General features: G+C 74.2%; 17 protein-coding genes. 8 read left to right on the top strand and 9 right to left on the bottom strand.

Annotated features, from left to right (window positions below; genetic code table 11):
• The first annotated feature begins 57 nt into the window (after nt 1–57).
• The 3 genes from metH to ABZ493_RS07950 all read left to right on the top strand — a co-directional run bounded on the left by metH (nt 58) and on the right by ABZ493_RS07950 (nt 5927).
• Nucleotides 58–3633, top strand: coding sequence for a methionine synthase (gene metH / locus ABZ493_RS07960; RefSeq protein ID WP_430581632.1), 3576 nt, complete (start codon nt 58–60; stop codon nt 3631–3633).
• A 61-nt stretch (nt 3634–3694) separates the two neighbouring features.
• A complete protein-coding gene (locus ABZ493_RS07955) occupies nt 3695–5110 on the top strand; it encodes an FAD-linked oxidase C-terminal domain-containing protein (RefSeq protein ID WP_430581631.1) in 1416 nt (471 codons plus the stop codon).
• A 4-nt stretch (nt 5111–5114) separates the two neighbouring features.
• On the top strand, nt 5115–5927 hold the full coding sequence (locus ABZ493_RS07950) for an alpha/beta hydrolase (protein ID WP_430581630.1): 813 nt from the start codon (nt 5115–5117) through the stop codon (nt 5925–5927).
• 36 nt (nt 5928–5963) lie between these two features.
• Here the strand turns inward: ABZ493_RS07950 and ABZ493_RS07945 are convergent, their stop codons facing one another.
• The 4 genes from ABZ493_RS07945 to ABZ493_RS07930 all read right to left on the bottom strand — a co-directional run bounded on the left by ABZ493_RS07945 (nt 5964) and on the right by ABZ493_RS07930 (nt 9626).
• Nucleotides 5964–6332, bottom strand: a complete 369-nt coding sequence (locus ABZ493_RS07945) for a DUF2200 domain-containing protein (protein ID WP_430581629.1) — start codon at nt 6330–6332, stop codon at nt 5964–5966.
• Between the two features lie 39 nt (nt 6333–6371).
• The gene (locus tag ABZ493_RS07940; RefSeq protein WP_430581628.1) at nt 6372–7001 is read right to left on the bottom strand and encodes a DUF6580 family putative transport protein; all 630 of its coding nucleotides are present in this window, start codon (nt 6999–7001) and stop codon (nt 6372–6374) included.
• The gene (locus ABZ493_RS07935; protein WP_430581627.1) at nt 6998–7417 is read right to left on the bottom strand and encodes a DUF4430 domain-containing protein; all 420 of its coding nucleotides are present in this window, start codon (nt 7415–7417) and stop codon (nt 6998–7000) included. The genes ABZ493_RS07940 and ABZ493_RS07935 overlap by 4 nt, the downstream gene beginning before the upstream one ends.
• Before the next feature lie 82 nt (nt 7418–7499).
• The gene (locus ABZ493_RS07930; RefSeq protein ID WP_430581626.1) at nt 7500–9626 is read right to left on the bottom strand and encodes a DNA topoisomerase IV subunit B; all 2127 of its coding nucleotides are present in this window, start codon (nt 9624–9626) and stop codon (nt 7500–7502) included.
• Nucleotides 9627–9742: 116 nt separating this feature from the next.
• Between ABZ493_RS07930 and ABZ493_RS07925 the strand changes: the two genes are divergently transcribed.
• Both ABZ493_RS07925 and ABZ493_RS07920 read left to right on the top strand, forming a co-directional pair.
• Nucleotides 9743–9958 carry a DUF7455 domain-containing protein gene (locus tag ABZ493_RS07925; protein WP_429729875.1) on the top strand — a complete coding sequence of 72 codons (216 nt, stop codon included), beginning with the start codon at nt 9743–9745 and terminating at the stop codon, nt 9956–9958.
• A gap of 179 nt (nt 9959–10137) precedes the next feature.
• Entirely contained in the window at nt 10138–11559 is a 1422-nt protein-coding gene (locus ABZ493_RS07920; RefSeq protein WP_430581625.1) for an FAD-binding protein, read from the top strand.
• 154 nt (nt 11560–11713) lie between these two features.
• On the opposite strand, the gene ABZ493_RS07915 is transcribed toward ABZ493_RS07920, so the two are convergent.
• The 3 genes from ABZ493_RS07915 to ABZ493_RS07905 all read right to left on the bottom strand — a co-directional run bounded on the left by ABZ493_RS07915 (nt 11714) and on the right by ABZ493_RS07905 (nt 15424).
• Nucleotides 11714–13309, bottom strand: coding sequence for an RNA polymerase sigma factor (locus ABZ493_RS07915; protein ID WP_430581624.1), 1596 nt, complete (start codon nt 13307–13309; stop codon nt 11714–11716).
• 332 nt (nt 13310–13641) lie between these two features.
• On the bottom strand, nt 13642–13998 hold the full coding sequence (locus ABZ493_RS07910) for a universal stress protein (RefSeq protein WP_430581623.1): 357 nt from the start codon (nt 13996–13998) through the stop codon (nt 13642–13644).
• 55 nt (nt 13999–14053) lie between these two features.
• Nucleotides 14054–15424 carry a DUF4192 family protein gene (locus ABZ493_RS07905; RefSeq protein WP_430581622.1) on the bottom strand — a complete coding sequence of 457 codons (1371 nt, stop codon included), beginning with the start codon at nt 15422–15424 and terminating at the stop codon, nt 14054–14056.
• Nucleotides 15425–15584: 160 nt separating this feature from the next.
• Between ABZ493_RS07905 and ABZ493_RS07900 the strand changes: the two genes are divergently transcribed.
• Together ABZ493_RS07900 and ABZ493_RS07895 are read left to right on the top strand one after the other, a co-directional pair.
• Entirely contained in the window at nt 15585–16223 is a 639-nt protein-coding gene (locus ABZ493_RS07900; protein WP_430581621.1) for a hypothetical protein, read from the top strand.
• Nucleotides 16224–16283: 60 nt separating this feature from the next.
• Entirely contained in the window at nt 16284–17390 is a 1107-nt protein-coding gene (locus ABZ493_RS07895; RefSeq protein WP_430581620.1) for a polyprenyl synthetase family protein, read from the top strand.
• A gap of 28 nt (nt 17391–17418) precedes the next feature.
• Here the strand turns inward: ABZ493_RS07895 and ABZ493_RS07890 are convergent, their stop codons facing one another.
• The gene (locus tag ABZ493_RS07890) at nt 17419–17850 is read right to left on the bottom strand and encodes an Rv2175c family DNA-binding protein (RefSeq protein WP_430581619.1); all 432 of its coding nucleotides are present in this window, start codon (nt 17848–17850) and stop codon (nt 17419–17421) included.
• A 48-nt stretch (nt 17851–17898) separates the two neighbouring features.
• Here ABZ493_RS07890 and pknB point away from each other — a divergent pair, with 48 nt between their 5' ends.
• On the top strand, nt 17899–19911 hold the full coding sequence (gene pknB, locus ABZ493_RS07885) for a Stk1 family PASTA domain-containing Ser/Thr kinase (RefSeq protein WP_430581618.1): 2013 nt from the start codon (nt 17899–17901) through the stop codon (nt 19909–19911).
• A gap of 25 nt (nt 19912–19936) precedes the next feature.
• On the opposite strand, the gene ABZ493_RS07880 is transcribed toward pknB, so the two are convergent.
• Complete coding sequence (locus ABZ493_RS07880; protein ID WP_430581617.1) at nt 19937–21301, bottom strand: class II 3-deoxy-7-phosphoheptulonate synthase; 1365 nt, start codon at nt 21299–21301, stop codon at nt 19937–19939.
• Nucleotide 21302 lies beyond the last annotated feature (1 nt).

The following is a 21302-nucleotide window of genomic DNA, read 5'->3' as shown; positions in this document are numbered from 1 at the left end:
GGTCTCACGGTGCGACCCGCGCACGGGATTTCCCCGCCCCGCGACTACGCTGCACGGGTGACGACCACGCTCGACCGCTCCGCTGCCGACGCCCGCTCCACGGCCCTGCGCGAGGCCCTGCGCACCCGCGTCGTGGTGGCCGACGGCGCCATGGGCACGATGATCCAGGCCGCGGACCCGACCCTCGAGGACTACGAGGGGCACGAGGGCTGCAACGAGATCCTCAACGTGTCGCGGCCCGACATCATCCGCGCCGTGCACGACGAGTACCTCGAGGTGGGCGTCGACGCGATCGAGACGAACACCTTCGGCGCCAACTGGTCCAACCTGTCCGACTACGGCATCGACGACCGGATCCGCGAGCTCGCCCGCGCCGGCGCGGCGCTGGCCCGCGAGCGCGCCGACGCCTTCGCGACCGCCGACCACCCGCGCTGGGTGCTCGGGTCGATGGGCCCCGGCACCAAGCTGCCGAGCCTCGGCCACACCACGTACGCGCACCTGCGCACGACGTTCGCCGAGCAGGCGGCCGGCCTGCTCGAGGGCGGCGCGGACGCCCTGCTCGTGGAGACGAGCCAGGACCTGCTGCAGGCGAAGGCCGCGGTCACGGGCTGCCACGACGCGATCGCCGAGGTCGGCCGCTCGGTGCCCGTCATCGTCTCCGTGACGGTCGAGACCACCGGCACCATGCTCATGGGGTCGGAGATCGGCGCCGCGCTCACCGCGCTGCAGGCGATCGGCGTCGACGCGATCGGCCTGAACTGCGCCACCGGCCCGGACCAGATGAGCGAGCACCTGCGCCACCTCGCCCGGCACAGCGAGGTGCCGGTCACCTGCATGCCCAACGCGGGCCTGCCGGAGCTGGGGCCGCACGGCGCCGTGTACCCGCTCACGCCCGAGGAGCTGGCCGCGGCGCACACGCAGTTCGTGCAGGAGTTCGGGCTCGGCCTGGTGGGCGGCTGCTGCGGCACGACGCCGGAGCACCTGCGCCAGGTGGTCGAGGCCGTGCGCGGCCGCGCGCTGCCCGACCGGAACCCGCAGCGCGAGAACGGCGTCGCCTCCCTGTACTCGCACACCGACCTGCGCCAGGAGACGTCGTACCTGGCGATCGGCGAGCGCACCAACGCCAACGGCTCCAAGGCGTTCCGCGAGGCGATGCTCGAGGGCCGCTGGGACGACGTCGTCGACATCGCCCGCGCCCAGACCCGCGACGGCGCGCACCTGCTCGACGTCTGCGTCGACTACGTGGGGCGCGACGGCGTCGCGGACGTGCGCGAGGTCGTCTCGCGGCTCGCGTCGGCGTCCACGCTGCCGCTGGTGATCGACTCGACCGAGCCGGCGGTGCTGCAGGCGGGGCTCGAGCTGCTCGGCGGGCGCGGCGTCGTGAACTCCGTGAACTTCGAGGACGGCGACGGCCCGGGCTCGCGCTACGCCAAGATCATGCCGCTGGTGCAGGAGCACGGTGCGGCCGTCGTCGCGCTGACCATCGACGAGGAGGGGCAGGCGCGCACCAAGGACGGCAAGGTCGCGATCGCCACCCGCCTCATCGAGCAGCTCACGGGCGACTGGGGCATGCGGGTGGACGACATCATCGTCGACGCCCTGACCTTCCCCATCGCCACGGGGCAGGAGGAGACGCGGCGGGACGCCATCGAGACGATCGAGGCGATCCGCGAGATCACCACCCGCTACCCCGGCGTGCACACGACGCTCGGCGTCTCGAACGTGTCGTTCGGCCTCAACCCCGCCGCCCGCACCGTGCTGAACTCGGTGTTCCTGCACGAGGCCACGCAGGCGGGCCTCGACTCCGCCATCGTGCACGCCGCGAAGATCCTGCCGCGCAACGCCATCCCCGACGAGCAGTGGGAGGCCGCCGAGGACCTGGTGTGGGACCGGCGGCGGTACGACGACGAGGGCAACCTCGTGCACGACCCCCTGGCGCACCTGCTGGAGCTGTTCTCCGGCGTCGACGCCACGGCCCTGCGCGACCAGCGCGCCGCCGAGCTCGCGGCGCTGCCCGTCGGCGAGCGGCTGGAGCGCCGCATCGTCGACGGCGCGCGCAAGGGGCTCGAGGAGGACGTCGACGAGGCGCTGACCGGCGGCATGAAGGCGCTCGACATCGTCAACACCCACCTGCTGGGCGGCATGAAGGTCGTCGGCGAGCTGTTCGGCTCCGGCCAGATGCAACTGCCGTTCGTGCTGCAGTCCGCCGAGGTGATGAAGACCGCCGTGGCGCTGCTGGAGCCGCACATGGAGAAGGTCGAGGGCGACGGGGGCCGGTCCAAGGGCACCGTGGTGCTCGCGACCGTGCGCGGCGACGTGCACGACATCGGCAAGAACCTCGTCGACATCATCCTCACCAACAACGGCTACACCGTGGTGAACATCGGCATCAAGCAGCCGGTGAGCGCCATGATCGAAGCCGCAGAGGAGCACGACGCCGACGTGATCGGCATGTCGGGTCTCCTGGTGAAGTCGACGGTCGTGATGAAGGAGAACCTCCAGGAGCTGGTCTCCCGCGGCATGGAGAAGCGCTGGCCCGTGCTGCTCGGCGGCGCGGCGCTGACCCGCACCTACGTCGAGGACGACCTGGCCTCCGCGTTCCCCGGCACCGTCCGGTACGCCAAGGACGCCTTCGAAGGGCTGCGGCTGATGGAGCCGCTCGTCGCCATCGCGCGCGGTGCGGACCCCGAGTCGGTGGGCCTGCCCGCGCTGCGCAAGCGCCGGCACGGCGTCGTCACCGTGACCGAGACCGCGCCCGAGGACCTGCCCGCGCGCTCCGACGTCGCCGCCGACAACCCGGTGCCGGAGCCCCCGTTCTGGGGCACCCGCGTCGTCAAGGGCATCCAGCTCGCCGACTACGCCGCGTTCCTCGACGAGCGCGCGACCTTCATGGGCCAGTGGGGGCTCAAGCCCGGGCGCGGGGACGACGGGGCGAGCTACGAGGAGCTCGTGGAGACCGAGGGCCGGCCCCGGCTGGCCGCCTGGCTCGAGCGCGTGCGTACGGACCAGATCATGGACCCGACCGTCGTGTACGGGTACTTCCCCGTGTGGTCCGAGGGCGACGACGTCGTGGTCGCCCACCACGAGGGGCCCGACGGCGGTTCCGGCGGCGAGCCGGGCACCGAGCGCCTGCGGTTCCGGTTCCCGCGGCAGCGCCGCGACCGGCACCTGTGCCTGGCCGACTTCGTGCGCCCGCGGTCGTACTTCGACGAGACCGGGCGGTTCGACGTGCTTCCCGTGCAGCTCGTCACCGTCGGCGACGCCGTCTCCGGGCACACGGCGAAGCTGTTCGAGGCCAACGCCTACCGCGAGTACATGGAGCTGCACGGCCTGTCCGTCCAGCTCACCGAGGCGCTGGCCGAGTTCTGGCACTCCCGCGTGCGCGACGAGCTCGGGTTCGCCGACGAGGAGCCCGACGACGTCGAGGGCCTGTTCAAGCTGCAGTACCGCGGGGCCCGCATGTCCCTCGGCTACCCCGCGTGCCCGGACATGGAGGACCGCCGCAAGGTCGTCGAGCTGCTGCGCCCCGAGCGTGTGGGCGTGACGCTGTCCGACGAGCTGCAGCTGCACCCGGAACAGTCCACCGACGCGTTCGTCTTCCACCACCCCGAGGCGAAGTACTTCAGCGTGTGACCTGTCCCGCAGGCCAGACCGCTACGAGAGACACGCCCGGGCGCCGCTACCATCCGGGACGATGACCTCCGACGAACTGCCCGCGCTCGCCGCGGCCCTGAGATCCGCCCTTCCCGACGGCGTCGTCCTGACCGACGAGTCGTCGGTCGGCCCCTACGCCCACGACGACGCGGAGTGGGCGGAGTACGCCGCTCCGGCCGCCGTCGTCCTGGCCACGAGCATCGACGACGTCGTCACGGCGGTGCGGATCGCGGGCGCGCACGGCGCCCCCGTCGTGCCGCGCGGCGCGGGCACCGGGTTGTCCGGCGGGGCGAACGCCATGCCAGGAGCGGTCGTCCTCTCCCTGGAGCGCATGACCCGGATCCTCGAGGTCGATGTGCCGGAGCGTTTCGCCGTCGCCGAGGCCGGGGTCCTCAACGACGACCTGCGCCGCCGCGTCGCGGCCGACGGTCTCTGGTACCCGCCGGACCCGGCCAGCCAGGCGATCAGCACGATCGGGGGGAACGTCGCGACCAACGCGGGCGGCCTGTGCTGCGTGAAGTACGGCGTCACGCGCGACTACGTCCTGGGCATGACGGTCGTGCTCGCGGACGGCACGGTCGCCCGGCTCGGACGCACCACGGCCAAGGGCGTGACGGGCTACGACCTCACCGGGCTGCTGGTCGGCTCCGAGGGCACGCTCGGGATCATCGTGGACGTCACCCTCAAGCTCCGCCCGCTGGCCGGCCGGGAGGACCGGGCGGTCGTGGGCTGGTTCTCCTCCCTTGCGGACGCCGGCGAGGCGGTGGCCGCGGTCTCCCGCGCCGGCATCGTGCCGGCGGCGCTGGAGCTCATCGACAGCACGTGCCTGCGTGCGGTCGCCGACTGGCAGGGCTGGACGCTGCCCGACGGCGCGGCGGCGCTGCTGCTCGCGAAGGTCGACGAGCCGGGCAGCACCGGCGAGGCGCTGGCGCACCAGGTCGAAGGGCTGTTCGCCGACGCGGGCGGCACCCACGTGGAGCGCGCCTTCGCCCCTGACGAGGTGGACCGACTGTTCCTGGCCCGCCGCCTCGCCTATCCCGCTCTGGAGCGACTGGGGCCCGTGCTCACCGAGGACGTCTGCGTCCCTCGCTCCGCCGTGCCGACGATGCTCGCGCGCATCGAGGCCATCGCCTCCCGGCACGAGGTGGTGATCGCCAACATCGCGCACGCCGGCGACGGCAACCTGCACCCGCTGATCATCGCCCCCGAGGGCGATGACGAGGCGAAGGCTCGCGCGAAGGCGGCGTTCGACCGCATCGTCGACGAGTGCCGCGCGCTCGGCGGCACCGTGACCGGCGAGCACGGCGTGGGACTCCTCAAGCTGCCCGGCGCCGCCGAGGAGCTCAGCCCGGTCACGCTCGCGCTGCACCGCGCCGTCAAGGACGCCCTCGACCCCCGCGGGCTCCTCAACCCGGGCAAGGCGTTCCCTGCCGTTCCCGCCCCCAGCGAAGGATGACCCGATGACCACCCTCGTCGCCGACGACGGCGTCCGCCTCGACTACACCGCGCACGGGGACCCGGCGGGCCGCGCCGTCGTGCTCCTGGCCGGGTTCAAGGCGGCAGCGACGTCCTGGCGCTACCAGGTCGCGCCCCTGGTGGCCGCCGGCTTCCGGGTGCTGACCGTGGACCTGCGCGGCCACGGCGCCGCCGAGCGGCCGGGCGCCGTCGCCATGGACCGCCGCGGGCGCGACGTCGGGGCCGTCCTCGATGCCCTCGACCTGCACGGTGCCGTGCTGGTCGGTGGCTCGATGGGCGCGAGCAGCATCTGGTCGTACCTCGCCCAGGGAGATGCGGACCGCGTCGCGGCGGTCGTCTCGGTCGACCAGACGCCGGCGATGCTCAACGCGGAGGGCTGGCCGCACGGCTTCTACGGCTACGACGAGAGCGTCGCCGACACGTACTTCGCCGCGGGCATCCCCGACACCGGCAAGGGCACGCCCCTCGCCCGGCGGGGGCTGCGGCTGGTGCGTCTCCTGCGCGCGATGCGAGGCGCCGAGCGGACCCTCTCGCCGGACGAGCTCGCGCTCCTCCACGACCACGCGACGCGCGACTGGCGTCAGGTGGTCGCCACCGCGACCATGCCCGTCCTGTTCGTCGCCGGCGCGGACAGCGAGTTCTGGCCCAGCACGCACGCCGCGGCGTCCGCCGCCCTGGCCCCGCGCGGCGAGTCGGCCGTCATCGCCCGCGACGGCCACGCGGCCAACGTCGAGCAGCCGCGGGAGTTCAACCGCGTGGTCCTGGAGTTCCTCGGCCGCGTCGCGCCGGCGCGCTGAGACCCCGGGTCGGGTGGCCCTCAGGCCGAGGTGGCCTCACGCCGAGGCGGCCACGCCGCCCCGCAGGATGGACGTCATCTTCTTGCCCTTGGCGACCTCGTCGACCAGCTTGTCCATCCAGCGGATCTGCTGCATCAGCGGGTCGTCGATGTCCTCGACGCGGACGCCGCAGATCACCCCGGTGATGAGCGACGCGTTCGGGTTCATCGCGGGCGCCTGGGCGAAGAACGTCTCCAGGTCGACCTCGTCGGCGATCACCTTCTCGAGGCCGGCGTCGTCGTAGCCGGTGAGCCAGGTCAGCACCCGGTCCAGGTCGTCGGTGCTGCGGTCCTTGCGCTCCACCTTCTGCACGTACAACGGATAGATGCTGGCGAAGGTCATCCGGCGGATCCGGTCGGCGGGCATCGGTCGCCTCCTGTCGTGACGGTCGGTTCTGCCTCGAGGCTAGCGCGCGGCGACGGCACCGTGGGCCGCCACGGACGCCCGCTCCAGCCGGGTCACGAGGGCGACGAGCCCGGCGGCGAGCGGGACCAGGACGAGGTTGCCCAGCAGCATGGGACGCAGGAACGGCAGCCCGGCGACGTAGCTGCCCAACAGGCCGTCCAGCCCCTCGGGGTAGAACGTGCCCCGCCCGAGCCACCACACGCCCGCGTTGGTCCACAGGTAGAAGAACAGCGAGCTGCCGACGCCGAACCCCAGCGCGGCGACCAGGCGGCCGACGGTGCCCCGCGTCCGCCCCGCCCACCACGCGCCGACGCCGATCGCGGCCCAGGCGGTCCAGGTGAACACCAGCACCGACGAGTTGCCGAGCAGCACGTCGCTCAGCGCGACCACGACGAGGGGCGCGAACATCGCGAGCCGGTGGCGCAGCAGCCCGGCGGCGGCGAACGCCGCGGCGGTCGACAGCTCGAGGTTGGGCGGCGCGCCGAGGTCGGTCTTGACGAGCCGCCAGACGACGGCGCCCGCGACGAGCAGGACCGCGAGCGTCGGGCGCCACCACCGGTGCACGAGCTCACGGACGGTGAGCGGGGAGTCGAGGCGCGGCGCACGCGTCCGCGAGACGGGGGCGGTCACTGCTCGATCTCCTCGAGCTTCCACGTGATGGTCTGCCCGTCCTCGGTCTCGAGCGACCCGGCGCCGACCTGGGCCAGCTCGTCGTCGACGTACAGGCCCCAGAACTCCGTCGCCGGGTCGGCCTCGCGTCCGCGGATCGCGGTGACATAGGCGTTCTCGCCCTCGCCCTGCACCTGCGCGTCCGGGTCCTTCTCCTGGAGGAGCTCGAGCGCCGTCTTGCCGTCCTCACCCGGGTAGGAGAACTCGCTGAGGTTCTCCGCGACCTGCTCCGTCGCGTCGACCGACGCGCTGGCAGATGCCGAGGAGCCGGCGTCGGGCGCCGTGTCGTCCGAGCATCCGGCGAGCAGACCCGCGGCCAGGGCGGTCGCGGGGAGCAGCGCGAGCAGACGGGACGAGGTCGAGCGGGGGATCTTCACGGCCAGAGGGTACCCATCACCGGAGCGCACCCGCCGCTCGGGCCGCCATGCGGACGGCGACGCAGGCCGGCACGAGTCGCGCTCAGGCGTCGATCCGGGACTGGTCCAGCGTGCTGGCCCCCGCGACGATGAACTCCTTGCGGGGCGCGACGTCGCTGCCCATGAGCAGCTCGAACACTCGCTCCGCGGCCTCGGCGCCCTCCACCGTGACGCGGCGCAGCGTGCGGTGCCGCGGGTCCATCGTGGTCTCGGCGAGCTGGTCGGCGTCCATCTCCCCCAGGCCCTTGTAGCGCTGGATGTCCTCCTTGTACCGGCGCCCCGCCCGGTCCAGCCTCTTCAGCGTCGCGGTGAGCTCGGCCTCGGAGTACGTGTACACGTACTCGTTCTTGCGCCGGCCGCTGCCGAGCACCTCCACACGGTGCAGCGGCGGGACGGCCGCGAACACGCGGCCCGCCTCGAGCATCGGCCGCATGTACCGGTAGAAGAGGGTGAGCAGGAGGGTGCGGATGTGCGCGCCGTCGACGTCGGCGTCCGTCATCAGCACGATCTTGCCGTAGCGGGCGGCGTCCAGGTCGAAGGACCGACCGGAGCCCGCCCCGAGCACCTGGATGATGGCGGCGCACTCCGCGTTGCGGAGCATGTCGCTGATCGACGCCTTCTGGACGTTGAGGATCTTGCCGCGGATCGGCAGCAGCGCCTGGAAGTCGCTCGAGCGGGCCAGCTTGGCCGTGCCGAGGGCGCTGTCGCCCTCGACGATGAACAGCTCGCTGCGGTTGACGTCGTCGCTGCGGCAGTCGGCCAGCTTGGCCGGCAGCGACGAGGCCTCGAGGGCGTTCTTGCGCCGCGAGATCTCCTTCTGCTTGCGCGCCGTCACGCGGGCGCGCATCTCGGCGACGACCTTCTCGAGGAGCAGCGCCGACTGGGCCTTCTCGTCGCGCTTGGACGACGTGAGCAGGGCGCCCAGCTCCTTCTCGACGACGCGGGAGACGATCGCCCGCACCGGCGCGGTGCCGAGCACCTCCTTGGTCTGGCCCTCGAACTGCGGCTCCGCGAGCCGCACCGTGACGACCGCGGTGAGGCCGGCGAGGACGTCGTCCTTCTCGATCCGTTCGGCCGCGTCCTTCGTGGAGACCTTGAGGCGCCGCGCGTTCGCCTCGATCTGCTTGCGGACGGTCTTGAGCAGGCCCTGCTCGAACCCGGACAGGTGGGAGCCGCCCTTGGGCGTCGCGATGATGTTGACGAAGGTGCGGACCTCGGTGTCGTACCCGCCGCCCCACCGCAGGGCGACGTCGACCTCGCAGTCGCGCTGCACCTCCTGCGGCGACATGTGACCACGGGAGTCCAGCACCGGGACGGTCTCGGTGAAGTGGCCGCTGCCCTTGAGCTGCCACGTCGACGTCACCGGGGCGTCGGGCGCGAGGAACTCGACGAAGTCGACCGCGCCGCCGTCGTGCTGGAAGACCTCCTCGTGCGGGCCGGTCTCCCCCGGGGACCCCGGCAGGCCGCGCTCGTCGCGCACCGTGATCTTCAGGCCGGGCACGAGGAACGTGGTCTGGCGGGCACGGGTGACGAGCTCGTCGTAGCTGAAGACCGCCGACTTGGGGAACACCTGACGGTCGGCCCAGTAGCGCACCCGGGTGCCGGTCACGCCGCGCTTCGCCTTGCCGACGATCGCGAGCTCCGACCCGGAGACGAACGGCTCGAACGGGGACTCCGGCGACGGGCCGGAGGCCTTGTCGGAGAAGACGCCGGGCTCGCCGCGGTGGAACGTCATGCCGTAGGTCTTGCCGCTGCGGTCCACCTCGACGTCGAGCCGCGCCGAGAGCGCGTTCACGACGGAGGCCCCGACGCCGTGCAGGCCGCCCGACGCCGTGTACGAACCGCCGCCGAACTTGCCGCCCGCGTGCAGCTTGGTGAAGACCACCTCGACGCCGGTGAGCCCGGTCTTGGGCTCGACGTCGACCGGGATGCCGCGCCCGTCGTCCTCGACGGTCACCGACGAGTCGGCGTGCAGCACCACGCGGATCGCCGTCGCGTGCCCGCCCAGGGCCTCGTCGACGGAGTTGTCGATGATCTCCCACAGGCAGTGCATGAGGCCCCGCGAGTCGGTGGACCCGATGTACATGCCGGGGCGCTTGCGCACCGCCTCGAGGCCCTCGAGGACCGACAGGTGGCGCGCGGTGTACCCGGACTCGGAGGTGGCAGTCACGGGAACGAGGGTAGACGACCCGAACAGGTGTTCCGTGTGCTCCACGCCGCTATGCCCGGAGCGAACCCGGCGCGGAACCGGGATGCTCGGGGCCACCGGTCTGGTTGGATGGTCATGTGAGCACCACGACGACCGAACCGACCCAGCCGCTGACCGCCGCCGACCGCTGCGACCGCTGCGGCGCCCAGGCGTACGTGCGAGTGGTCCTGCCTGTCGGAGAGCTCCTCTTCTGCGGGCACCACGCACGCGCGCACGCGGACGCCTACCAGGGTGTCGCCGTCCACGTCCAGGACGAGACGGACCGGCTCCACGAGGAGCACGGGGCGCGCTGACCCGCCACGACGGACGAACCACGAGAGCCCCGCACCACGGTGCGGGGCTCTCGTGCGTCCGGAGCGTTTCACCCGGCGATCACCCCGCACCGCGGTCCCGGCCCTCTCGTCCGCGGCCTCCCTCTCCTCGGCACCGTCCAGCACGATCTCGTGCAGGATCCCGAGCAGCAGGAGAGACCATGACCGGCACCGCACCCACCACGACCCGCGACACGTCGCGGCACGCACGCCTGCACGCCGCGCTGGCCCCGGCGCTCGACGGCGACGTCCTGCGGCCCGGCGAGCCCGCCTACGGCGCCGCGCTCCCCGGCTTCAACCTGGCGCTCGAGCACCGGCCCGCGCTGGTCGTGCGGGCGGCGGGCGTCGCGGACGTCGTCGCGGCCGTCCGCGGCGCCGCCGCCCACGGCGTCGGCGTCGGCGTCCGCTCCACGGGCCACGGGGCGCCGCCGACCGGCCCCGGCGAGCTGCTCCTCGACGTGTCCGGGCTCGACCGCCTCGACGTCGACCCCGGCCGGCGCACCGCGACCGTCGGCCCCGGCGTCCCCTGGTCCGCCGTCCTGGAGGCCGGGGCTCCGTTCGGCCTGGGCGGCCTGTGCGGGTCGTCGCCGCACGTCGGGGTCGTCGGGTACACGCTCGGCGGCGGCCTCGGCCCGCTGGCCCGCACCTACGGCTTCGCCGCGGACCACGTGCGCTCCCTGGACGTGGTGACCGCCGCCGGCGACCTCGTCACCGCGACCGCGGAGCACCACGCCGACCTCTTCTGGGCGCTCCGCGGCGGCGGGGGCGCCTTCGGCGTCGTCGTCGCGATGACGTTCGACCTGTTCCCCCTGTCCATCGTGCGCGCGGGGACCCTCTGGTTCGACGTCGACGACGCGCCCGCCGTGCTGCACCGGTGGCGCGAGCACACGACGACGCTGGCCGACGACGTCTCCACCTCGGTCGCGCGGCTGAACCTGCCGCCGCTGCCGGACGTGCCCGAGCCGCTGCGCGGGCGCGCGGTGCTCGTGGTGCGCTACGTCCGGCACGGCCACCTCGCCGCGCCCGACCCCCTCGTCGAGGACCTCCGACGCGTGGCTGCGCCGATCCTCGACGCGGTCGGGGACCTGCCGTACGCGCAGATCGGCGCGGTGCACGCCGACCCGGACGACCCGATGCCGTTCGTCGAGCGCGGCGGGCTGCTGCGGGAGCTCACCGAGGACGCCGTCGACGCGTTCCTCGGGGCCGTGCCGCCCGACTCCCCCGTCCTCGCGGCGGAGATCCGTCTCCTCGGCGGCGCGGTGGCCCGTCCGTCTGCCGTGCCGAACGCCGTCGGCGGGCGCGACGCCGCCTGCACGTTGTTCACCGGGGCGCTCGGCGCGCCGGTCGGTCCGCCCGACGTCGCCGCGCACCTGCAGGCCGTGCACGACGCGCTGGCGCCGTGGACCACCGGCGGCTCGCTGCTGAACTTCGCCGGCCCCCGGGACGACGTCTCCGCCGCGCTGGTGCGCGAGGCCTACGGCCCGGCGACCTACGCCCGGCTCGTCGAGCTGCGCCGACGGCTCGACCCCGCCGGCGTCCTCGCCCCGTCGTCGCGGTGGTCGGTCGTCGACGGCGCCCGCTGACCCGCGGCGCGCACCACGGGCCCGCACCACGGCCGCACGACGGCCGCACGACCGGCGCACGACCGGCGCACGACCCGTCCGGGCGCGGACGCGCGAGAGCCCCGGTACCCGCCGGTACCGGGGCTCTCGTGACGCCGTGCTGGAGCGGTGGGGATCAGTCCAGGTAGTCCCGCAGCACCTGGGACCGCGACGGGTGCCGGAGCTTGGACATCGTCTTGGACTCGATCTGGCGGATCCGCTCGCGGGTGACGCCGTAGACCTTGCCGATCTCGTCCAGCGTCTTCGGCTGGCCGTCCTGCAGGCCGAAGCGCATGGAGACGACGCCCGCCTCACGCTCCGACAGGGTGTCGAGCACCTGGTGCAGCTGCTCCTGCAGCAGCGTGAAGCTCACGGCGTCGGCCGGGACCACGGCTTCGGAGTCCTCGATGAGGTCACCGAACTCGCTGTCGCCGTCCTCGCCGAGCGGGGTGTGCAGCGAGATGGGCTCGCGGCCGTACTTCTGGACCTCGACCACCTTCTCGGGGGTCATGTCCAGCTCCTTGGCCAGCTCCTCCGGGGTGGGCTCGCGGCCCAGGTCCTGGAGCATCTGGCGCTGCACGCGGGCCAGCTTGTTGATGACCTCGACCATGTGCACCGGGATGCGGATGGTGCGGGCCTGGTCGGCCATCGCGCGGGTGATCGCCTGCCGGATCCACCAGGTGGCGTACGTCGAGAACTTGTAGCCCTTGGTGTAGTCGAACTTCTCGACGGCGCGGATCAGACCGAGGTTGCCCTCCTGGATCAGGTCCAGGAACAGCATGCCGCGGCCGGTGTACCGCTTGGCGAGGGAGACGACGAGGCGCAGGTTCGCCTCGAGCAGGTGGTTCTTGGCGCGCTTGCCGTCGTGGGCGATCCACCGCAGGTCGCGGTACATCTTGCGCTCGTCGGCGTTCGCCTTCGTCTTGTCGAAGGTGGCGTAGTCCTTGGACAGGCGCTCCTCGGCGAACAGGCCGGCCTCGATGCGCTTCGCGAGCTCGACCTCCTGCTCGGCGTTCAGCAGCGCGACCTTGCCGATCTGCTTGAGGTAGTCCTTGACAGGGTCGGCGGTCGCCCCGGCCGTGACGACCTGCTGCGCAGGCTGGTCGTCGTCGTCGGTGTCCGAGACGACGAAGCCGGTCTCCTCGTCCTCGCCCTTGCCGTCCTTGGCGGTGCCCGCCTTCCCGCCCTTGGCGGGGGCCTGCTCGGCGGCCTCGGAATCGTCGTCGACGTCGGTCACGTCGTCGAGCTCGACGTCCTCGACGTCCTCGGGCTCGTCCTTCGACGCCGCCTTGCGTCCGCGCGTCGGCTTGGCGCCCTTGGCCGCGGCCGACTTGGTCGTGCCGCCCTTCGCCGCGGTCTTCTTGGTCGTGGAGGTGGCCTCGGCCGGCTCGTCGTCCGTCGACGCGGACGACTTCGCGGCCGCCACCGTCGAGGTCTTCACCGGGCTGGCGGACCGGGTCGCCGGGGCCTTCGCGCGGGCGGTGGTGCTACGGCCCGCGCTGGCCGCGGCGACCTTGGTGGCCGTGGGCACGCCGATCTCGACGCCCGCGGTCGCGAAGGCGCGCAGGACCGCCTTCAGACGCTTGGGGTCCGCCACCGCGGCGTTCTCGCAGGCAGCGCGGAAGCTCTCGGCGTCGACCCGGCCGTCGGCGGTGCCTCGGGCGAGCAGCCCCTGCAGGGCAGGGTGCTCGAACTCTCGGGGAAGTGCAGGGTTCTGCGCAGTGGACGCCACAAACCGACCTTTCGGCATTCGAGGGGACGGTGCATCGCCGTCAAGGCCTCCGACTCGGACTGTCGTGGCTCAGGCGGACACCTCTATTGTACCGGCGACATCCGCGACGGAAGGGCACCACGGGCTCCTGCGCCCAGTCCCGTACCCACGTCGTCCGTTCCCCGGTCCTCGCTCAACGCACGGGACGTCGCGAAGATTCCCGCCCTCGCGGGCGGAACCACGGGCGAAACTCCCAGCGGTGCGTCCCCGCCCGAACCCTCCGTGCGCCGCGGAGGACCCCACCGGGACGGTCACGAGCGTCACACCACGCGGCGTACCGCTCGCGCGTGTCGTCACGGCTTGACCGCCAGCACCGGGCACGGCGCCTCGAGCAGGATCCGCTGCGCACCTGAGCCGAGGATCAGCTTGCCCACGGGGCTGCGGCGGCGCAGGCCCACGACGATGAGCTCGGCGTGCGCCTCCTGCGCCGTGCGGACGAGGTCGTCCGCGAGGTCGCCCGTGCCGCCCACCACCGAGTAGGTGAGCCCGGACGCGGCCAGGTCGTCCTCGACCGCCTGCCTCTCGGGCCCGCCGTCGTCCCGGGTGACGACGACCGTGAGCGGGACCGACCGCTCGTGCGCCTCGCGCTTCGCTGCGGCGAGTGCCGCCTGTCCCTCGGCCGTGCTCAGGAGTCCGACGACGATCGCCATGGGGGCACGCTACCCGACCGTGGGCCCGGCCACACCGGGCGCCTCACCCCTCGGTTCACCCACCAGGTGCACCGTCCGCACCACCCGGGGCGGGATTCCGTGCCGCGCCCACCCACCCGGGCGGCACGGCGGCCTCGAGCACCCCGTCCACGAGCGCGGCCAGGCGGTAGGACGGGTCCTGCTGCGCGGACTCGCGCACGCGCCGCGCCGCCAGCCACCCGTCGCCGCGCCACCACGCCAGGAAGCCCAGCAGCGCCAGGGGCGGGGCGTGCCACCGCCGGGGCGCGCCGCCCACCACCTGCTCCAGCACGAGGCGTGCCGCGTCGGCCGACGCGGCGTCGGGCGGCACCCCGACCCGCGGGTCCACGACCCGGGCGATCGCCCGAGCGGTGGCCGCCTCGACGTCGCACCCACCCGCGTCGCCGCCCACCCCGGCCGTGCGGTCCGCGGCCTCCCGCGCGCCCGGCACCAGCGACAGCAGCACGGCGTCGCGGACCCGGACGTCCGCGAGCGCCACCGCCAGTCGGCCGAGCCGCGCCGGGGGCAGCTCGACGTCGGCGGCCGCACCCGTGCGCAGCTCCGCCGCCGCCTGGCGCACCAGGTCGCACCAGACGCCGTACGCCTCGGCCCGCCAGCGGGCGGGAGCGTCCCCGACGCCGCGGGCCGGCGCCCGACGAGCCGGTGCCGTCGTCGCGCCGCGCACCACGTCCCCGAGGACGTCGCCGGGACGCTCGCGAGGCACGTCGTGCACCGCGGTGTGGGCCCGCTCCGCGCGCCCGGCCGCCTTGGCGACGCGGTCCCGCATCGCCGCCGACAGGGGACGGATCCGGTGCGCGTCCTGCTCCGAGTCCGCGATCGCCCGCCCGGCGACGACGAACGCCGCACCCACCTCTCCGTGCTCGAGCTCGCTCACGGGGCGTCCCCGCGCCGGGCAGCACGCCGGGTCCACGCAGTCGAGGCCCCGGTAGCCTTCCGGGCCCACCAGCCAGGCCTCGACGTCGGCCGTCGGGGCCAGCAGCTCCTCGAGCGCCGCGGCCACGGCCACCCCGCGTCGCCGGACCAGGTGCGCAGCGGCGGCCGTGTAGACCACGACCAGGGCCAGGCGGGCACCGGCCCGGACGGCGGCCCGTGCGACGACGCCCAGCGCACCGTCCGGGTCGTCGCTGGTCGCCCCGTCCCTCGTGCTCCCGCCCGCGCCGCGGGTCCGGCCTCCGGCGGGATCGTCGAGGCCGGGCAGGGGGGTGCGCGCGACGAGGCCCACCCGCCCCTCTCCCGTCACCGCGACGACGACCACGCACTCCCGCGGCCGGAACCCCAGCAGGTACGGGACGGCCGCGAGCAGGTCGCGGGACGAGCGGAGCACGAGCGGGGTGTCGAAGGCGAGGCCGGGCTCTCCGGCACGGTCGGTGGCGTATGCGGCGTCCATGGCTCCGATCCCAGGGCACGGCGGCGGGCTCGGACACCACGTCGCGCCGGGATGTGGACGGCGCCGGGTTGGGGGCAGGCTCTGCGGCCTGCGGCGTGGTGGGACGTCGTGCGTCGCCCGGGCGTACTGCCCGGTCGCAGGGCCCGCTACGGTAGGCGCCGTGCCCTCGCTCCCCCGCCGCCCGCGCCGCACGGTCCCGTCGCGCCCCGCGCCCGCGACGGCGGCGCGTGGCGTCGGCGCGGCGGCACTGACCGCGGTGCTCGCGCTGTCCGGGTGCGGCCTGCTCGGCGGCGCCGGGACCCCCGGGGACGACGTGTCCGCGACAGGCCAGGACGGTTCGGGGGTCGGGGTGCGCGGGACCACCGAGGCCCCCGCCGCGGAGCCGTCGCCGGACGACGCCTCCGCCCTGCCCACGTTCGACCCGGACACGGCCGTCGGCGGGTACGCCGACGGGTTCCCCGAGAAGCTGCTCGGCGCCCCAGAGGACGCCGCGGTGCTCGCCAGCTCGGCCACCCCGGGCGAGGGCGGGCTCACGGACGTCACCCTCAACCTCAGCACGCAGCGCAGCACGCAGGAGGTCATCGACCAGCTCGCGAAGCGGTTGCGCAAGGCGGGGTTCGAGGAGTCCGAGGCCGCCGCCTTCTCCGGCCTCACCGCCCAGACCACGTTCGGCCGCGAGAGCACGCCGAGGGGGAAGAAGAAGGACGCGGGCCCGGTCGTGGAGTCGGTCACCCTCGGCGTGCTCGACGACGGCGAGCGGCGCCTCGTGACGGTCAGCGGCTCCGTCGTCGTCGGCTGACAGACCTCGGGCGTGCCGCGTGCCGTCAGGACGACCCGGCCGGACGCATAGGCTGTCGGCATGCCCACCGCCGCGTCGCTGGTCGACCTCGAGAACCTCCGCACCGACGTCGACCGCAGGGTCGAGGAGCACCTCGACGCGCTCACCCGGGAGGTCGCCGCCATCGGCGCCCCGGCGACCGCGCTGACCGACCAGGCGGCCGTGCTGCTGCGCGGCGGCAAGCGGCTGCGCGCCGCCTTCTGCTACTGGTCCTACCGCGCTCACGGGGGCGCTGCGGACGGCCCCGAGCGGGACGCCGTGGTGCGGGCCGGAGCCGCGCTCGAGCTCTTCCAGGCCGCCGCCCTGCTGCACGACGACGTCATGGACGCGTCGGACACGCGTCGCGGCGAGCCCACCGCGCACCGCGCCTTCGAGGCCCGGCACGCCGGCGCCGGCTGGTCGGGTTCGGCCGAGCGGTTCGGCACGGCCGCCGCGATCCTGCTCGGCGACCTGTGCCTCGTGGCGTGCCAGCGCGAGATCGCGGCCGCCGTCGCGGACCTGCCCGCCGAACGGGCGTCGGAGGCCCGAGCGCTGTTCGACGCGATGCAGACCGAGGTGGTCGTGGGCCAGTACCTCGACGTCCTCGTGCAGGCCGAGCCCTGGGGCGTGGACCCCGTCGCCGACGAGGAGCGCGCCCGAGGCGTGCTGCGCGCCAAGTCCGCGCGCTACTCGGTGGAGCGTCCGCTCGTGCTCGGTGCGGTGCTCGCGGGGGCGTCGGGCGCACGCGTGACGACGGTCTCGGACGCCGGGCTGCCGCTCGGCGAGGCGTTCCAGCTGCGCGACGACGTGCTCGGCGTGTTCGGCGACCCGTCCGTGACGGGCAAGCCCGCCGGCGACGACCTGCGCGAGGGCAAGCGCACCGTCCTGATGGCCCGCACGCTCGCCGCCGCGGGCACGGCCGACCGCGACCTCGTCGTCGCGCGCCTCGGCGACCCGTCGCTGGACGCCGCCGCCGTCGAACGGCTGCGCGGGGTCATCGCCGGGTCGGGCGCGCTGGATGGCGTCGAGACCCTCATCGACACGCTCGCGGACGGCGCGCTCGACGCGCTGTCGACGGCCGGGCTCGCCGAGCCCGGCCGCGAGGTGCTCCTGGACCTGGCGCGGGCCGCCGTCGACCGGGCGGCCTGACCCGGCCACCCGCGCCGGGGCGCAGGCGTCAGAGCAGCGCCTGGGCCACCCGGCGCACCTCGGCGCGGCGACCGGAGCGCAGCTCCTGGATCGGGGCGGCGCCGATCGAGGGCTCGACGTCGAACAGCCAGCGCAGGATGGCGGCGTCGTCGAGCCCGACGTCCGAGAGCACCAGGACGGTGCCGCGCAGGGTGTGCAGGACGTGCGGGGCGCCGTCGTCGAGCACGAGGAACGCGGCAGGCACCTGGAACGTGTTCCGCTCGCCCCGCTTGATCCCGACGAGGGTGCGCTCCGAGACCAGCCCGCGCACCTTGCTCACCGCGGTGCCGAGCGCCTCCGCCACGTCCGGCAGGGTGAGCCACTCCTCCACGAGGGACTCGAGGGCGGTGCGGTCGTCGAGGCTCTCGCCGGTGCTGCCAGGGGTGGGGGCGCCGGGCTCCGGCGCGGTGGTGTCGCTCACCGGGCCAGCCTACGGGCCTGCCGATGCGGGCGCCCCTACACTCGTCGCGTGGCCATCGCGACGACCGACCCGATGCTCGGCCGCCTGGTCGACGGGCGGTACGAGATCGTCGCGCGCGTCGCCCGCGGGGGCATGGCCACCGTGTACCGGGCCACGGACCGTCGCCTCGACCGCGAGGTCGCGATCAAGGTCATGCACCCGCACCTCGCGGACGGCGTCGACGGCGCCGCGTTCGTGTCCCGGTTCCGCCGGGAGGCGCGCGCCGCCGCCCGCCTCACCCACCCGGGCGTGGTCGCGGTCTACGACCAGGGCGTCGACGGGGACACCAGCTACCTCGCCATGGAGTACGTGCCGGGCATCAACCTGCGCCGGGAGCTGCACGCGTCCGGGGCGCTCACCCTGGGGCGCACGCTCGACGTCGTCGCGCAGGTGCTCGCCGCCCTCGCCGCCGCGCACCGCAAGGGGCTGGTCCACCGGGACGTCAAGCCGGAGAACGTGCTCGTCGTCGGCGACGACGTCGACACGGGCACGCGGGTCAAGGTCGCCGACTTCGGCCTCGCCCGCGCCGTCACCGAGGTGACCACGACCGCCACGGGCACCGTCCTGGGCACGGTCGCCTACCTCGCGCCCGAGGTGATCACCAGCGGAACCTGCGACGCCCGCACCGACGTGTACGCGGTCGGCGTGCTCGCGTACGAGCTGGTCACCGGCACGCTGCCCTATGCCGGCGAGACGCCGATCCAGGTCGCCTTCCGCCACGTGCACGAGGACCTGCCGGCCCCGTCCGCGATCGTGGACTGGCTGCCCGCCGAGGTCGACACGCTCGTCGCGTCCTTCGCGGCACGGGACGCGCAGCAGCGTCCGGCCGACGCCGGCGTCGCGCTCGCCGCGGTCGAGGCGCTGCGCGCGACGCTCGACCCCGACCTGCTCGCACGCCGGGCCGAGCGGCCCGCCGTCGTCGCGGAGCCCGGCCCGTCCGACGCCGGCGGACCGGACGGCGCCGGAGCGAGCGCGCTCGACGAGGGCGAGGACGGCGACGGCCGCGAGGGGACGGACGCGGTCGACGAGATCCCGACCGCGTTCTTCCAGGAGGTGTCCGCGACCTCGCCGGCGCAGCCCACGGACCGGCTCGTCGAGCAGCCCACGGAGACCTACCGGCGTCCGTCCCGGCGCCGGCGCGCGATCGCGTGGGCCCTCACGCTGGTGCTGGTGCTTGCCGGGGGCGGGCTGGGCTCGTGGTGGTGGTTCGCCGACGGCCCCGGCGCGTGGACCTCGGTGCCGAGCGGGGTCGCCGGGGTGGCCGCCGACGAGGCCCGTACCGTCCTGGAGGGCGCGGGGCTCGAGACGACGACCAGCCGGTCGTTCGACGACGACGTCCCGGAGGGATCGGTCGTGACGACCGTGCCCGCGCCCGGCGACCGTGTGCGCAAGGACGGCTCGGTCGAGCTGGTGGTCTCCCGGGGCGTCCAGATGCTCACCGTGCCCGACGACCTGGTCGGCGCCGGTCAGGACGATGCCGAGGACGCCCTGGACGACGCCGGCTTCACGGTCGGCGAGCCCACCCGGTCGTACGACGACGACGCCGGCCGCGGCGAGGTGCTGGACGTGTCGGTCGACGAGGGCTCGCGCCAGCGGCACGACACGGTCGTGACGCTCACCGTCTCCGACGGCCCGGCGCCCGTGCAGGTGCCGCAGGAGGTGGGCAAGGAGAAGGACGCGGCCGTCACCGACCTCGAGGGCCTGGGGCTCGTCGTCGAGCTGGCCGACCCGGAGTACTCGGAGGACATCCCGGAGGGGCACGTGCTGGCACAGGACCCGAAGGAGGGGACCACGGCGCACCGCACGGACACCGTCACTCTGACGATCTCTCAGGGCCCGCCCCTGGTCGAGGTGCCGAACGTCGTGGGCAATCGCTCCGGGCCCGCCCGCACGGCACTCGAGAAGGCCGGGTTCGTGGTCAAGGAGAACGCCTACCTGGGCGGAATCCTCGACACCGTCCGCTTCCAGGACACGACCGGCGAGGCGCCGAAGGGCAGCACGGTCACCCTCACCGTCTGGTGAGGCGACGCCACCGGGTCACCTGCGGTCACCAGCTCGTGAGCATCTCCGCCACGCGGAACGCCATCTCGAGCGACTGCTGGTGGTTGAGGCGCGGGTCGACCAGGGTCTCGTACCGCAGCGCCAGGCCGGCGTCGTCGATCTCCTCGCTGCCGCCCAGCACTTCGGTGACGTCGTCGCCCGTGAGCTCCATGTGCAGGCCGCCGGGCACGGTGCCCAGGGCGCGGTGCACCTCGAAGAAGCCGGTGACCTCGTCGAGCACGTCGGAGAACCGGCGCGTCTTGTAGCCGCTGTCCGAGGTGATCGTGTTGCCGTGCATGGGGTCGGTGACCCAGGTGACGGCCACGCCTGCGGCGGTGACCTTCTCCACCACCTCGGGCAGCACGTCGCGCACCTTGCCGGCGCCCATGCGGGTGACGAACGTCAGCCGCCCCGGCGTGTTGCCGGGGTTGAGCCGCGCCGCGAGCGCGAGCGCGTCGTCGGGCGACGTCGTCGGGCCGAGCTTGACCCCGATGGGGTTGGCGACCCGTGAGAGGAACTCGACGTGCGCGCCGTCGAGCTGACGGGTGCGCTCCCCGATCCACAGGAAGTGGGCCGACGTCGCGTACGCCTCGCCGCTCCGGGCGTCGACCCGGGTCAGGGCCCGCTCGTAGTCGAGGATGAGCGCCTCGTGGCTGAGGTAGAACTCCACGGAGCGCAGGGCGTCGAAGTCGGCGCCGCAGGCCTCCATGAAGCGGATCGCGCGGTCGATCTCGGCCGCGGTGCGCTCGTACCGCGCGTAGGCGGGGTTGCGCATGAACCCGCGGTTCCACTCGTGCACCCGTCGCAGGTCGGCGTGGCCGCCCTGGGTGAAGGCCCGCACGACGTTCGCCGTCGCCGACGAGATCCGGTACGCCTGCTCCAGGCGCACCGGGTCGGGCGTGCGCGACTCCGGGGTGAACTCGTGCCCGTTGACCATGTCGCCGCGGTAGGCGGGCAGCGTCACGCCGTCGCGGGTCTCGAGGTCGGACGAGCGCGGCTTGGCGTACTGGCCCGCCAGCCGGCCCATCTTCACCACGGGCGTGCTCGCGCCGTGGGTGAGCACCACCGCCATCTGCAGGATGGTGCGCATCTTGTTGCGGATGCGGGTCGCGTTCGCGTCCGCGAACGTCTCCGCGCAGTCCCCGCCCTGCAGCAGGAACGCCTCGCCGCGGCCTGCCGCGGCGAGACGTTCCGTGAGCAGCCGGGCCTCGGCCGGCACCACGAGGGGCGCCGCCTGGGAGAGCCGGCCCGCCACCGCCGCGAGCGCCTCGGCGTCCGGCCACACGGGCTGCTGGCGCGCCTCGAGGGTCCGGAACCTGTCCAGTCCCTCGGGGTCGCTCCCGGGCACCACGGTGTCGACGGCGGTGGTCATG

This window comes from Isoptericola sp. NPDC019482, assembly GCF_040632295.1.
Lineage (GTDB): Bacteria > Actinomycetota > Actinomycetes > Actinomycetales > Cellulomonadaceae > Isoptericola.
The sequence above is the reverse complement of the archived record's forward strand: the minus strand, read 5'-3'. Positions and strand labels throughout refer to the sequence as shown.

Coding starts and splice junctions, on each gene's coding strand:
- ABZ493_RS07955 (WP_430581631.1), top strand. CDS start 3,695: ATGACCTCCGACGAACTGCCCGCGCTCGCCGCGGCCCTGAGATCCGCC.
- ABZ493_RS07950 (WP_430581630.1), top strand. CDS start 5,115: ATGACCACCCTCGTCGCCGACGACGGCGTCCGCCTCGACTACACCGCG.
- ABZ493_RS07945 (WP_430581629.1), bottom strand. CDS start 6,332: ATGCCCGCCGACCGGATCCGCCGGATGACCTTCGCCAGCATCTATCCG.
- ABZ493_RS07920 (WP_430581625.1), top strand. CDS start 10,138: ATGACCGGCACCGCACCCACCACGACCCGCGACACGTCGCGGCACGCA.
- ABZ493_RS07910 (WP_430581623.1), bottom strand. CDS start 13,998: ATGGCGATCGTCGTCGGACTCCTGAGCACGGCCGAGGGACAGGCGGCA.
- ABZ493_RS07905 (WP_430581622.1), bottom strand. CDS start 15,424: ATGGACGCCGCATACGCCACCGACCGTGCCGGAGAGCCCGGCCTCGCC.
- ABZ493_RS07895 (WP_430581620.1), top strand. CDS start 16,284: ATGCCCACCGCCGCGTCGCTGGTCGACCTCGAGAACCTCCGCACCGAC.
- ABZ493_RS07880 (WP_430581617.1), bottom strand. CDS start 21,301: ATGACCACCGCCGTCGACACCGTGGTGCCCGGGAGCGACCCCGAGGGA.